The organism is Frateuria hangzhouensis (genome assembly GCF_026410505.1).
GTDB classification, from domain to species: Bacteria; Pseudomonadota; Gammaproteobacteria; order Xanthomonadales; family Rhodanobacteraceae; genus Frateuria_A; species Frateuria_A hangzhouensis.
This window is the reverse complement of sequence record NZ_JAPMIU010000003.1, coordinates 142,156-156,120: the sequence shown is the minus strand read 5'-3', so window position 1 is coordinate 156,120 and position 13,965 is coordinate 142,156. Positions and strand designations below refer to the sequence as shown.

The following is a 13,965-nucleotide window of genomic DNA, read 5'->3' as shown; positions in this document are numbered from 1 at the left end:
TCTGCAAGATCCTTCGTAGGTCGGCTTTCAGCCCACCGCACGCCGCCGGGATGGTGGGCTGAAGCCCACCCTACGTTCCCACTGGCGACCCGCGCCCGGGCGTGGCCGGATGGTTGACGGTCGCGCACAGAGGCGCTCCTGCGAGGGGCCGCTAGACTTCGTGATGCAGCCCTTCGGCCGGTAACGCCACGGCGCGCTTGGGCGCCAGCTCCACCAGATACATCGCCCCCAGCACCAGCGCACCGCCGGCCAGCATGCGCCAGTTCAAGGCATCCACGCCCAGCGCGACGGCGAAGCCGGCGGCGAACACCGGCTCGGTGGTCATCACGATCGCCGCGCGCGCGGGCGGCAGGTGCGCCTGGGCCCAGGTCTGCATCAGCATGGCGCCGGCGCCGGCGACCAGCGCCATGTAGAGCACCGCCAGCCAGGCCGCACCGTCCGGCGGCAGCGACGGCCCCCGCGGCACAGTGGCCAGCAGGCAGACCACCGCGATCGCCACCACCTGCACCACCGACATGCCGAGGGCGTCCGCCTCGCGCGACCAGCGCCCGAGGCCCACGATGTGCAGCGCGTACATCGCGGCGGAGGCCAGCGTCAGCCACACGCCCGCATCGACCGACACGCCACGCAACGACAGCAGCGCGAGCCCGCCGGTGGCCAGCGCCACCGCCAGCCAGACCACGCCGGCGATCCGTTCGCGCAGCAGCAACCAGGCGAGGATCGGCGTGAATACCACATACATGCCGGTGGCGAAGCCGCTGACGCTCGGCGAAATCAGCTTCAGGCCCCAGGTCTGCAGCAGTTGGCCGGCGCCATAGACCACGCCCAGCAAGAGCGCGCGCCGCAGTTGCCGGCGCTCCAGCCGCCACACCGGGCGTGCCAGGAACACCAGCATCACCACGGCCGCGACGCTGAATCGCACGGCGAGGAAGTCGACCACGCGCATGCGTTCGACCACGTCCTTGATCAGCACGAATGTCGAGCCCCACACCGCGGTGAGCAGGACCAGGCCAGCGGTGGCGGCAAGCGTGCGTGGGCGATGCGCGTCGATCATGGGCGAAGGACGCGTTACGCGGCGCGGCGCAACGCCCGGGCCAGGCGCCACCACTGGCCGGGCACCTGCATCACGAAATGCGCCCAGATGCCCACCCACACGGCGCCGGCGACCAGCGGGTTGCGCGCGGCCGGGTCGAACTTGCGGAACCAGCGCCACATGCCGCGGTGCTTGTGGCGGCTGACAAACACCGGCCGGTGCCGGCTCGATCCGCCCTTGCCGTGCAGCACGCGCACGTCGCCGGCGAGCAGCACCGCATGGCCGGCATCGCGCGCGCGGCGACACAGGTCCAGGTCCTCGCAATGCAGGAAGTAGGCTTCGTCGAAGCCGCCGAGGCGTTCGAACACCTTGCGCGGCAGCAGCATCAGCGCACCGGACACCGCCTCGGCATCCACCACCTGCGCCGGGATCGCGCCGTCGATGTTCATGCCTCCGCGCGCGCCCAGCAGTGTCGCCAGCGCGTGGCGCAGCAGCGGGTCGCGCCGGTAGGAGGCAGGGTCCGGCGTGCCGTCGGCAGCGCAGACCACGGCGCCGACGATGCCCGCCTCGGGGTGTTCGTCGAGCGTGTCCAGCATGCGGGTCAGCGTGTCCGGCTCGAGCAGGCAATCGGGATTGAGCACCAGCAGGTGTTCGCCGGTCGCCACGGCGGCGGCACGGTTCACCGCCGGACCGAAGCCGAGGTTGGCGTGATTGTAGATCACCTTCAGCCGCGGATCGTGCGCGTGCGCCTGCTCGATCGACGACGGCACCGCGTCGGTCGAGCCGTTGTCGATCAGGATCAGCTCCAGCGGCACCGTGCTGTCGAGCACCCGCTGCACACAGTCGCGCAGGGAAGGCCCGCTGTCGGCACAGACCACGATCACGCTGACGGGCAGGTGGTTTGCGAGGGGGATGGGAGTGGACACCTGACAAGTATGCGGGAGGGGCGAGGTTGGGAGAACCGGCAGGGCTTGCCAGTGCCTGTCACCCACGTTCGGACGGGATCCTGCGCCGCCGGTCAGTGTTGACCGAGGACTTCACGCCAGGCCATCGCCGGTCCAGACCCGCTGACGAACCAGGGCCCCTCGTGCCAACCGCACAGTTCCCAGCCGCGCAGGCGATGGCTGCGACGGTGATCGCGGTCGACCAGCACGACGCCGCGCGAGGTACGCGCGACGAACCAGCGGCCGTCGGGACTGAACGCCGCGCGCGGCTGCACGCGCTCGACCGTGGCGCCGTCGGGCAGCACGAAACAGCCGGCCTGCCAGTGCGCTTCGCCGCCAAGCGGATCCGGGCACACGCCCTCCGACCACTCGGGGGGTCGCAGTTCGACCACCGCCACCGCTGGGCCGATCGGGGCCAATGCCAGGCTGGGCCAGTCACGCAGTTCCGGCTGGGCCACCTTCTCGCGCCGCCCGCGATCGAGCCAGGCCTCCAGTCCGGCCAGCAGGGTAAAGCCGGCCAGGGCTCCCAACAGGGCCATCGCCCAGGCGAAGGCATCGCCGCCCAGCCCCCGCTGCAGCGCGAGCAGCACGCCCGGCAACCCCCAGCGCAGGGCCAGCCGCAACACGGGCGCATGGCGTTCCAGCCGCTCGGCGGCGAACAGCAGCGCCGCCGCGATCGCCAGCAACAGCGGCAGGCCGAGCCACCACGGCAGCACGACCAGCGCCAGCAGCCAGGCCAGCGCGTAGAACCAACGCCTGCGCGACAGCGTCATGGCACGCCTGTTCCCGCTCTCCCGGCCGCGTCGGGAAAGCGACCCGTCCGCAGCGCGTCGACGGGGACTGGTGGCAGGCAGAGGCTCTTGGCACGCGACATGCGCCGACCTTACCGCGTGCGCCGGTGCGGGATGTCAGCAACCGGTTGCGTCACCGTGTGCCAGGTCAAGCCCTCAGCCGCACCACGCCCGCGCGTTGCGGAACATGCGCATCCACGGCGAATCCTCGCCCCAGGTATCCGGGTGCCAGCTCAGCTGCACGCTGCGAAACACGCGCTCTGGATGCGGCATCAGGATGGTCACGCGGCCGTCGGCGGCTGTGAAGCCGGCCAGGCCGCCGGGCGAGCCGTTCGGGTTGAGCGGGTAGTTCTCGGTGGGCTTGCCGCGGTTGTCGACGAAACGCACCGCCGCCTGCGCCTTGGACGGGCTGCACGCGTAGGGGAAGCTGACCCGGCCTTCGCCGTGCGCCACCGCCACCGGGATGCGCGAGCCGTTCATGCCCTTGAAGAACAGGCTGGGCGAGTCGAGCACCTCGAGCGTGGCAAGGCGCGCCTCGTACTGTTCGGAGGCGTTGCGCACGAACTTCGGCCAGTGCCTGGCACCGGGGATGATGTCCTTGAGCTGCGAGAGCATCTGGCAACCGTTGCAGGCACCCAGGGCGAACTTCGACGGGTCGTTGAAGAACGCCTCGAATTGCTCACGCATCGCCTCGTTGTAGAGGATCGAGGTGGCCCAGCCGCGGCCGGCGCCGAGCACGTCGCCGTAGGAGAAACCGCCGCAGGCGGCGAAACCGCGGAAGTCGGCCAGCTTGTGGCGACCGGCAGCGAGGTCGGACATGTGCACGTCGACCGCCTCGAAGCCGGCGCGGGTGAACGCCGCGGCCATCTCGACCTGGCCGTTGACGCCCTGCTCGCGCAGGATCGCCACGCGCGGGCGCGCTCCCTTGGCGATGTACGGTGCGGCGATGTCCTCGGCCGGATCGAAGCACAGCTTGGGGCTGACGCCCGGATCGGCGTCGTCCAGGCGCCACTCCTGCTCGGCATCGGCGCTGGCGGGGTTGTCGCGCAGGCGCTGCATGGCGTGGCTGGCGTGGTTCCAGGCGCCGAACAACTGCGTCCAGTTCCACTTGAACACGCTTTCGTTGCCCAGGTAGAGCTTGATGCCGAGCTTTTCCCTGGGCCGACCGATGCGGTGGCTCATGCCGGCCAGGCTGTGCTTGACCAGCAGCGCCTCGAACGCCTCGCGGTTGGCGCTGGCCACCTGCAGCACGGCGCCGAGCTCCTCGTTGAAGAGCGCGCGCAGGGTCGCGTCCGCCCAGCCATCGAGATGGAGCTCCAGGCCACAGTGGCCGGCGAACGCCATCTCCAGCAGGGTCACCAGCACGCCGCCGTCGGAGCGGTCGTGGTAGGCCAGCACCAGTCCGGCGCGGTTGGCTTCCTGCACCAGTTCGAACAGCGCGCGCAGGCGCCTGGGATCGTCCAGGTCCGGCGGCACGCCACCGGAGCGGTTGAACACCTGAGTCAGCGCGGAGCCGCCCAGGCGGTCGCGGCCGGCGCCCAGGTCGAGCAGCCACAGGTCCGAATCACCCCGGTCGAGCTTGAGCTGCGGCGTGAGCGTGCGGCGCACGTCATCGACGCGGACGAAACCGGTGATGACCAGCGATACCGGCGCCACCGTGCGCTGCGGCTGCTCACCGTCCTGCCACACGGTCTGCATCGAGAGCGAGTCCTTGCCGACCGGGATGGCGATGTCCAGCGCGGGGCACAGCTCCATGCCAACGGCCTTGACCGCGTCGAACAGGGCGGCGTCCTCGCCCGGATGGTTGACCGCGGCCATCCAGTTGGCCGACAGGCGGATCTCGCCCAGGTTTTCGATCGGCGCGGCGGCCAGGTTGGTGATCGCCTCGCCCACCGCCAGGCGCGCGGCATCGGCGCTGGAGAGCAGCGCCACCGGCGCGCGCTCGGCCATCGCCATCGCCTCGCCCTGGTAGCCGTCGAAGTCGGTCAGCGTCACGGCGCAGTCGGCCACCGGCACCTGCCACGGGCCGACCATCGGGTCGCGATGGTTCAGGCCGCCGACAGTGCGGTCGCCGATAGTGATCAGGAAGCTCTTGCTGCCCACCGTGGGCAGGCGCAGCACGCGCTGCACCGCCTCGTCCATGCCGATGCCGGAGAGGTCCGGCAGCAGGTCCACGCGCGGCTTGATGCGCTGCGCGTCGCGGTGCATGCGCGGCGGCTTGCCGAACAGCACGTCCATCGGCAGGTCGATGACGGTCAGGTCGCGGCGTGGATCGCGCACGCGCAATATGCGCTCGGCGGTCGCGGTGCCGACGACGGCGTAGGGGCAGCGCTCGCGCTGGCAGTAGGCCTCGAATTCGGCGAGGTCTTCCTGCGCGATGCCGAGCACGTAGCGCTCCTGCGATTCGTTGCTCCACACCTGCATCGGCGAGAGCGAGGGATCGTCGCAGGGGATCTTGGAGAGGTCGATCTCGCCGCCGACGCCGGCGTCGTTGAGGATCTCCGGAATCGCGTTGGACAGGCCGCCGGCGCCGACGTCGTGGATGCTGACGATCGGATTGTGCTCGCCGCGCATCCAGCAACTGTCGATCACCTGCTGGCAGCGCCGCTCCATCTCGGCGTTGTCGCGCTGCACCGAGGCGAAGTCGAGTTCCGCGCTGGACGCACCGGAGGCCACCGAGGAGGCCGCGCCGCCGCCCAGGCCGATCAGCATCGCCGGGCCGCCCAGCACGATCACCGCGTGGCCGGCCTCCAGCTCGCGCTTCTGGACATGGTCCCGGCGGATATTGGCCAGGCCGCCGGCGATCATGATCGGCTTGTCGTAGCCGCGGCGCACGCCCGCTTCGCCGGTTTCATGTTCGTAGGTACGGAAATAGCCGCCCAGGCAGGGGCGGCCGAACTCGTTATTGAACGCGGCCGCGCCGAGCGGGCCGTCGCGCATGATCTCGAAGGCGCTGGCCATGCGCGGCGGCAGCGGACGGTCCACTTCCCACGGCTCGGCCGCGCCGGGGATGCGCAGGTCGGACACCGAGAACCCGCTCAGGCCGGCCTTGGGCCGCGCGCCGCGGCCGGTGGCGCCCTCGTCGCGGATCTCGCCGCCGGCGCCGGTGGCCGCGCCCGGCCAGGGTGCGATGGCGGTCGGGTGGTTGTGCGTCTCGACCTTGATCGCGTAATCGACCTGCTCGTCGTGCTGGCGCCAGATGCCCTGGCCGTCGGTGAAGAAGCGCTGGCCAGGGTGGCCCTCGATCACCGCCGCGTTGTCCTTGTAGGCCGACAGCGTGTGCGCCGGCGAGCACTGGTGGGTGTGCTTGATCATGGCGAACAGGCTCTTGTCCTGTGCCTCGCCGTCGATTGTCCAGCTGGCGTTGAACACCTTGTGGCGGCAATGCTCGGAGTTGGCCTGCGCAAACATGAACAGCTCGGCGTCGCTCGGGTCGCGGCCGAGTTCGGCGTAGCACTCGGCGAGGTAGTCGATCTCGTCCTCGGCCAGCGCCAGGCCCAGGCGGGCGTTGGCGGCGGCGAGCGCGGCGCGCGGATCGCCGCCCAGTTCGATGTGCACGAGCTCACCCGGCGAGCCGGCCAGGAACAGCCCCTGCGCCTGGGCCAGGTCGGCCAGCACCGATTCGGTCATCGGATCGTGCAGGACCGCCGTCACCGCGGCGTACCCGGGCGTACCGGCATCCGGCAGGCCGGCCACCTGCCAGGCGACGCCGCGCTCGACGCGGCGCGCGTCGAAGCCGGCGCCATGCAGGATGTCGGTGGCCTTGCTCGACCACGGCGAGATCGTGCCCAGCCGCGGCACCGTCCACAGCGTGGCGGGTTCGGGCGCGGCATCCCTGGCCTCCAGCACCTCGAGCAGGCGCTTGCGCTCGGCGCCTTCCGGGGTGTGGTCGGCATCCAGCACGTAGACGAACCAGGAAGCCTGTACCCGCGCACCGCGGTATACCGCGTCGAGACGGGCGTTCAGGCGATCCAGGCGAAACGGCGAAAGGGCGCTCTGCCCGTCGAAAGCGATCATGCGGGGGGATTCGGCGCGAAGCGGGAAACGCCCATTCTACCCGATGCCGCCAGGCGGCCCATCCACGCCGCCCTCACCCTTCCGGACCCTGTAGGAGTCCGCTTGCGGGCGATGCCCTTCTGGACGGATGCGGAAGAGCATGCCCGCAAGCGGGCCCCTGCAAAAAGCGGATCAGCCGCCCTTTTGGAGCATTTTCAGCAGCTTGTCCGGCGGCACGTAGCCGCCCAGCACCATGCCGTTGGGGCCGACGATCATCGGCGTGCCGGTGACGCCCAGCTTCACGCCCAGGTCGAATTCGTCCTTGACCGGGTTCGGGCAGGTGGCCGGCTCGGGGGCCTTGCCCTGCTTGGCGGCCGTGAAGGCGGCCTTGCGGTCGGGCGCGCACCAGACCGAAACCATTTCCTTGTAGGTCTCGGTGGGGTCGCCAGCGGTGGTGGCCAGGCCCTCGCGCGGCCAGGCCAGGTACTCCACGGCGATGCCTTCGGCGTTCAGCTGGTCGATGTGCGAATGAAACATGCGGCAGTAACCGCAGTTGACGTCGGAGAACACGGTGACGGTGTACCTGGGGTTCGGCGGCGCGAACACGATGCGCTGGGATGCTGGCACCTTGGCCAGCTGGTTCTTGCGGAACGCGGCCCAGGCGCGCTCGCTGAGGTTCTCTTTCACGCCCAGGTCGACCAGGTCGCCATTGAGCATGTACTTGCCGTCGGTGCTGACGTAGACGAGCTGGCCCGAGGCGATCACCTGATAGAAGCCCGGCAGCGGCGCGGGCGAGATTTCGTCCAGTTGCACGCCGGGGGCGAGCTTCTGCAGTGCGCTGCGCACGACCTGTTCGGCGGCCGGGTCGGCCGCGCCAGCGGCGGCAACGGCGTCCTGGCGATCGGCGGCGCAGGCGGCGAGCGCGAAGGCGCTGGCGAGCAGCGCGGCGGAAAGCTTCTTGAACATCGGGAAACCTCGTGGCCGCGTGGGGGAAAGCGGCGATCAGGCCGATTCTGGCACAGCGGGGCTGGCGCGGTTGTCACTTCCGCACACCCCGTAGGGTGGCCTTCAGCCCAGCAGCCCGCCGCGGTGGGCTGAAGCCCACCCTACGCCGATGCTCATCAGCCGCGGGGATGATGCTTGGCGTGCAGGCGCTTCAGGCCGTCCTTCGCCACCAGCGTGTAGATCTGCGTAGTGCTGAGCGAGGCGTGGCCCAGCAGCAGTTGCAGTACGCGCAGGTCGGCACCGTGGTTGAGCAAGTGGGTGGCGAAGGAATGGCGCAACACGTGCGGGGAGATGCGCTTGCCCTCGATGCCGACCGCCAGCGCGTGGCGCTTGACCAGGGTCCAGAACATCTGGCGGGTCATCCCTTCGCCGCGCTGGCTGAGGAACAACGCTACCGGCTGGCGGCCCTTGGCCAGTCGCGGCCGCGCGTCGGCGAGGTAGGCCTCGATGCGCTCCAGCGCCACCTCGCCCACCGGCACCAGCCGGTCCTTGCCGCCCTTGCCGGTGATCCGCAGCACGCCCTGGCGGGTGTTGAGCGCGGCCAGCGGCAAGTCGACCAGCTCGGAGACGCGCAGGCCCGAGGCGTACATCAGCTCCAGCATGGCGCGGTCGCGCAGGCCCAGGGTGGAGGTGAGATCGGGCGCGGCCAGCAGCGCCTCGATCTCGCGCTCGGCCAGCGCCTTGGGCAGGCTGCGCGGCATCCGCGGGCGCTCGATCAGCAGGGTCGGATCTTCGAACCCGGGGGTGTCGCGGGCCAGGTGGCCGTAATAGCGGCGGAAGGTCGACTGGCGCCGGGCCATCGAGCGCACCGCGGCCGGCTGGCTGCCGTGGAAGGCCGACAGATCCTCGCGCCGCGCCGTGGACAGGCTGCGTCCGCGCGTGGCGAGCCAGCGCGCCAGTCCTTCCAGGTCCTGCCGATACGCTTCCAGGGTGCGGTCGGCCAATCCGTCCTCCGACCAGACCCGCTCGAGGAAGGCCGCGATGCTGCGCTGGTCGGCTTCGGCGATACTTGCGCTCTTTTCCTGCATGTACAGATGCTCGCCGCGGTTGCCGGCGGGCGCAAGCGAAACGCCGATGACCCCACCAGCCCACGCCGCTTCCCTGCCCTGCCCGCTATGGCGACGCCTCACCGCACTGGTCTACGACCTGCTCGCGGTGGTGGCGATCGTGATGGTGGTGGGGCTGCTGTGCCAGCTGGCCACCGGCGGCCGGCTGATCGCCACCGGCGCGCACACGGCGATCGCATGGTGGTACCAGCCGCTGCAGGGTCTGGTGGTGGCCGCTTACTTCGTCGCCTCGTGGATGCGTGGCGGGCAGACGCTGGGCATGCGGCCGTGGCGCATCCGCGTGGTTGCTGGCGACGGTGGCATGTTGGTGTTCGGCCAGGCGTTGCGGCGGGTGATCGCCGCGGCGTTGCCGCTACTGCTGCTCGGACTGGCGCCGTGGCTGGGATTGCGTGGCGCGATCTGGGCAGTGCTGGTCGGCTGGGCGCTGTGGTTCGCGCCGGCGCTGTTCGATCGTCGGCGGCGGGCGGTGCATGACCTGCTCGCAGGCACCGAGGTGCGCCGGATCTGACCGGCCCTTGTAGGAGCCCACTTGTGAGCGATGCCTTTCCTCGCCAGCTGCCCGAAGAGCATCGCCCACAAGTGGGCTCCTGCGAAGGGCGGCGGGTTCACACCCGGGGCGGCCGCGCTTGCTGTAAAAGGTGTGCATGGCCACCTCCGCACCCACCCGCAGCGATGCCGAACTGCTCCGCGTCAACCGCGGGTTCTACGAGGCGCTGTGGGCGCAAGCGCGGCTGGTCGATCCGGAGCGCTTCAACACCTGGCCCCTGCTGCGTGAACTGGCCGCCGCCGCCCCGCGCCGGCTCGAGGTGGCGCCCGGCCTGCGCCCGCGCCTGCCGCTGGAGGGCACCTGCTTCGTCGATCTGAGCCATGCCGCGCTGTCCAAGCTGCGCGCCAGAGGGGCCAATGCCACGCACGGCATGATCGGCGCCCTGCCCTGCGCCGATGCGCAGTTCGACCTGGTCTGCGCGTTCGACATCCTCGAACACGTGGCCGATGACGACGGTGCGCTGAGGGAGCTGGCACGGGTCGCCGCGCCAGGCGCGACGCTGTTGCTGTCAGTGCCGTTGCACGCGCACGCGTGGACCGCCTTCGACGAGTTCGTCGGCCATTGCCGCCGCTACGAGCCGGACGCGATCGAGGCCAGGCTCGCCGCGCACGGATTCGCGCTGGAGCGCAGCGCGGTCTATGGCATGCAGCCGAAATCCTCGCGCCTGCTGGATTTGGGGCAATGGTTCCTCACCCATCGACGCGAGCGCGCGATGTGGTGGTACAACCGGGTCTTCATGCCGCTGGGGCTCAGGTTCCAGAAGCCGCTGCAGTGGCGCGAGGGTCTGCCGGAGGTGGAAGGAGTGGACGAGGTGTTGCTGGTCTGCCGGCGCATGGCCGGCGCGAGCTCCCCTGGCGCCTGAGGCCGGCGTTTCGACTTCGCCCTTCGGGCTACGCTCAACGCGAACGGTTTTCCCTCACACGCGAGCGGCTTCCTTTCACCGTTCATCCCGAGCGTAGGCACGCAGCGGCGAAGTCGATGGGCCGCCTTGCCGCACCGCAACATTTGCGGCACAAAGCCACTAGAATGGCGCTTTGCCCACGCATCCTCCCGCCATGCTCTATCAACTCCACGAGTGGCAACGCGCCTTCCTGGGCCCGATGAGCTACTTCGCGCAAGCCAGCGCGAAGATGTTCAGCGAGCCGGGAAGCGCGTTGGCGCAATGGCCCGGCGCGGCACGCTGGGCGGCCGGCTGCGAGTTGATGTACCGGCTCGGCAAGGACTACGAGAAGCCCGCCTTCGGCATCCACGAGATCCAGGCCGGCGGGCGCTCGGTGGCGGTGGTGGAACAGGTCGCGCTCGAACTGCCGTTCTGCCAGCTGCGGCGCTTCAAGCGCTACAGCGACGACCCGGCGGCGATCGAGGCGATGCAGCGCCAGCCGGCGGTGCTGCTGGTGGCGCCGCTTTCGGGACACCACGCCACGCTGCTGCGCGATACCGTGCGCACATTGCTGCGCGACCACGAGGTCTACGTCACCGACTGGGTCGACGCGCGCATGGTGCCGGCCGAAGCGGGCATGTTCGGGCTGGACGACTACGTCGGCTACATCGAGCGGTTCATCCGCCACCTCGGTGCGCGCGATCTGCATGTGGTGTCGGTGTGCCAGCCGACCGTGCCGGTGCTGGCGGCGGTGTCGCTGATGGCCGCGCGCGGCGAGGAAACGCCGCGCAGCCTGGTGATGATGGGCGGGCCGATCGACCCGCGCCGCAGCCCCACCAGCGTCAACGACCTGGCGACCACCCAGCCGTTGTCCTGGTTCGAGGCCAACCTGATCCACACGGTGCCGGCCAACTATCCGGGCCGCGGCCGAAAGGTCTATCCGGGCTTTCTGCAGCACGCGGGCTTCGTCGCGATGAACCCCGGCCGGCACCTGTCCTCGCACTGGGATTTCTACCTGGACCTGCTGCGCGGCGACCTGGACGACGCCGACGCACATCGCCGCTTCTATGACGAATACAACGCCGTGCTGGACATGCCGGCGGGTTATTACCTGGACACGATCAGCACCGTCTTCCAGCAATGCCTGCTGCCGCGCGGGCTGTGGGACGTGGCGGGCGAACGGGTCGATCCCGGCGCCATCTCGCGCAGCGCGCTGCTGACCATCGAGGGCGAGCTGGACGACATCTCCGGCCTGGGCCAGACCGAGGCGGCGCACGCGCTGTGCAGCGGCATCCCGGTGAAGCGACGCGCGCACAAGATGATCGAGGGCGCTGGGCATTACGGCATTTTCAGCGGCCGGCGCTGGCGCGAGACGGTCTATCCGCAGGTGCGCGACTTCATCCGCGCGGCCGCGTGACGTAGTCACGTCGGGTTGGGCTTCAGCCCACCTTGGGCCTCGTCGCAACTGGCATGGTGGGCTGAAGCCCACCCTACGCGGAAAAGGCGCCGTTTGTCGGCCGTGCAGGTCCGGGATGATCCTCAGAGCTTGCAGGCCACGCCGCTGCAGGCAAGCGTGTTGAAGTCGTACAGCGTCGAGTGGCCGAGCACGCCCCGCGGCCGCGGCACGCCCCTGGGCACGAAGAAGGTCGCCGAATTCGCCCCGTACAGGCCCGGCGGCAGCGTGTAATCCTTCAGCACCACGTAGCCGCGGATCATGCTGATATGCCGCCGCGGCGCGCCACCGGCGATCGGCGGCACGTCGTCGTGCCGCGGGCTCGCCTGCAACGCGACGAACCAGGCGTCGACGTCGGCCCGGGTGGCCGGACGCAGGTAACCGTCGCGCACCGCCTGCTCCAGGCCCGCCGGACCGGCCAGTTGCGAGTCCGGCCGGCGGAACGATTCGGGCGCGCGGGCCTTGCGGTCCGTCACCAGCGCCACGCCCGGGGGCAGCGGATCGCCGATCACCACCCTGCCCTCGTGTGCCAGGTAGAGCATGTCCACCGCCTGCCCGAACACCTGGCGCGCGATGGGGTTGAGCCGCTTGGCCCGTTCGCCCGAGACGTAGAAGTAGCCGCACGGCCCCTTGTTGTCGTAGCTGCTGACGAGCACCGGCACGCTGGCCGGCAGGCCGGTGATCACCTGGCGGTGGTAGCCACTGAGCAGCACCGCCAGGATGCGCGTCCCCGGCGTCCAGCCGACATTCCAGACGGTCGGCTCGTAACTGCCCAGCATCAGCACCACCGGCGCCTGCGGCTGGTTGGCGACCACATCCATCCGCGTGGCTTCGTGGCCGCTGTCGTCGATCTGCCACGCCTGCCGGCTGCCGCCGTACGCGCCCGCGGCGAAGACCTTCGCCTGGGCCGGCAGCGTGAGTCCGGGAAAGGCGCAGACCGCCGGCGTGGAGTCCTGCGCGGCGGATCGATCGAAGGCGAACGGTTTGGTGTCGGCCGGCGGTGTCTGCGCCATGGCGGCGGGCAGTGGCCCGAATCCGAGCGTGAGGATGAGGGCCAGCATGCAGGTCGGTTTCATCAGGAACGTCCTTTTCCTTCGGGTAAGCGAAGTCTAGCGTTGCGCGTGGAAGAAGGCGGCGAATGCCTGCACGGTGCGCTCGATGCCGGCATCGTCCACGTCCAGATGCGTGACCAGCCGCAGCGTGGGCAGGTAGCCGATGCTGATGCGGATGCGGGCTTCGCGCAGGTGCGCGTCCAGCTCGCGCAGGCGTTCGGCCGGCACTTCGACGAAGACCATGTTGGTGTGCTGGCCGAGCAGGCGCAGGCCCGGCATGGCTTCGAGTTGCCCGGCCAGCGTGGCGGCGCGGGCGTGGTCGTCGGCCAGCCGCGCGACGTGATGGTCCAGCGCATGCAGGCCCGCCGCCGCCAGCAGGCCGGCCTGGCGCCAGCCGCCGCCGGTGACCTTGCGCCAGCGCCGTGCCTTGTCGACCAACGCCTCTGAGCCGACCAGCACCGAACCAACCGGCGCGCCCAGCCCCTTGGACAGGCATACCGAGACGCTGTCGAACCGCCGCGCGATCTCGCGCGCGGGCATGCCGGAGGCCACCGCCGCGTTGTACAGGCGGGCACCGTCCAGATGCAGCGCCAGGCCATGCTTTCGCGCGAAGTCGCTCGCCTCGCGCAGGTAGCCGGTGGGCAGCACGCGGCCGTGCCAGGTGTTTTCCAGCGCCAGCAGGCGCGTGCGCGCGAAGTGCGGGTCGACTGGCTTGATCGCCGCAGCCACGCGCTCCAGCGGCAGCGAGCCGTCGGCGTCCTGCACGATCGGCTGCGGCTGGATCGAACCGAGCACCGCCGCCCCGCCGCCCTCGAACTTGTAGGTGTGCGCATCCATGCCGACGATGTACTCGTCGCCGCGCTCGCAGTGCGACATCAGCGCCAGCAGGTTGGATTGCGTGCCGCTGGGCACGAACAGCCCGGCCTCGAAACCCAGCTCGTCGGCCAGCCGCTGCTGAAGCGCGTTGACGGTCGGGTCCTCGCCGTAGACGTCGTCGCCCACGGGCGCGTCCAGCATCGCGGCGCGCATGGCGGGCGTGGGCCGGGTCACGGTATCGCTGCGCAGGTCCACCCAGTCCACATTTCACCTCGAGAGCTCAAAATCGCAGCTTGGCGCCCGACCGCGCTGTCGGCAAGCCGCTCGCCTCCAATGCACATGCGGTATTTCGCCATGCGGGGGCCGGGCAAGCCGTCTTTC

At 70.3% G+C, this 13,965-nt stretch carries 11 protein-coding genes; 3 read left to right on the top strand and 8 right to left on the bottom strand.

Going from position 1 to position 13,965, the window contains the following annotated elements; genetic code table 11:
* Window positions 1-151 precede the first annotated feature (151 nt).
* The 6 genes from OSC30_RS04340 to xerD form a co-directional block, all read right to left on the bottom strand.
* Window positions 152-1,054 carry a DMT family transporter gene (locus OSC30_RS04340; protein WP_267170604.1) on the bottom strand — a complete coding sequence of 301 codons (903 nt, stop codon included), beginning with the start codon at window positions 1,052-1,054 and terminating at the stop codon, window positions 152-154.
* 14 nt (window positions 1,055-1,068) lie between these two features.
* Complete coding sequence (locus OSC30_RS04335; RefSeq protein WP_267170603.1) at window positions 1,069-1,959, bottom strand: glycosyltransferase family 2 protein; 891 nt, start codon at window positions 1,957-1,959, stop codon at window positions 1,069-1,071.
* 92 nt (window positions 1,960-2,051) lie between these two features.
* Window positions 2,052-2,750 (bottom strand): hypothetical protein, encoded by a 699-nt coding sequence (locus OSC30_RS04330; RefSeq protein WP_267170602.1) that lies wholly within the window; start codon window positions 2,748-2,750, stop codon window positions 2,052-2,054.
* A gap of 174 nt (window positions 2,751-2,924) precedes the next feature.
* A complete protein-coding gene (purL, locus tag OSC30_RS04325) occupies window positions 2,925-6,785 on the bottom strand; it encodes a phosphoribosylformylglycinamidine synthase (protein WP_267170601.1) in 3,861 nt (1,286 codons plus the stop codon).
* Window positions 6,786-6,956: 171 nt separating this feature from the next.
* Complete coding sequence (locus OSC30_RS04320; RefSeq protein WP_267170600.1) at window positions 6,957-7,730, bottom strand: DsbC family protein; 774 nt, start codon at window positions 7,728-7,730, stop codon at window positions 6,957-6,959.
* A gap of 155 nt (window positions 7,731-7,885) precedes the next feature.
* Window positions 7,886-8,797, bottom strand: coding sequence for a site-specific tyrosine recombinase XerD (gene xerD / locus OSC30_RS04315; protein WP_267170599.1), 912 nt, complete (start codon window positions 8,795-8,797; stop codon window positions 7,886-7,888).
* A 46-nt stretch (window positions 8,798-8,843) separates the two neighbouring features.
* On the opposite strand from xerD, the gene OSC30_RS04310 reads away from it, so the two are divergent.
* From OSC30_RS04310 to OSC30_RS04300, 3 genes are all read left to right on the top strand, one after another.
* Window positions 8,844-9,344, top strand: a complete 501-nt coding sequence (locus OSC30_RS04310; protein ID WP_267170598.1) for an RDD family protein — start codon at window positions 8,844-8,846, stop codon at window positions 9,342-9,344.
* Window positions 9,345-9,480: 136 nt separating this feature from the next.
* Window positions 9,481-10,245 (top strand): class I SAM-dependent methyltransferase, encoded by a 765-nt coding sequence (locus tag OSC30_RS04305; protein WP_267170597.1) that lies wholly within the window; start codon window positions 9,481-9,483, stop codon window positions 10,243-10,245.
* 193 nt (window positions 10,246-10,438) lie between these two features.
* Window positions 10,439-11,680 (top strand): polyhydroxyalkanoate depolymerase, encoded by a 1,242-nt coding sequence (locus OSC30_RS04300; protein WP_267170596.1) that lies wholly within the window; start codon window positions 10,439-10,441, stop codon window positions 11,678-11,680.
* A gap of 122 nt (window positions 11,681-11,802) precedes the next feature.
* Here OSC30_RS04300 and OSC30_RS04295 read toward each other — a convergent pair whose 3' ends face one another.
* Window positions 11,803-12,792, bottom strand: coding sequence for a hypothetical protein (locus OSC30_RS04295; RefSeq protein ID WP_267170595.1), 990 nt, complete (start codon window positions 12,790-12,792; stop codon window positions 11,803-11,805).
* A 33-nt stretch (window positions 12,793-12,825) separates the two neighbouring features.
* Window positions 12,826-13,848 (bottom strand): low-specificity L-threonine aldolase, encoded by a 1,023-nt coding sequence (gene ltaE, locus OSC30_RS04290; RefSeq protein WP_267170594.1) that lies wholly within the window; start codon window positions 13,846-13,848, stop codon window positions 12,826-12,828.
* Between the last annotated feature and the right edge of the window lie 117 nt (window positions 13,849-13,965).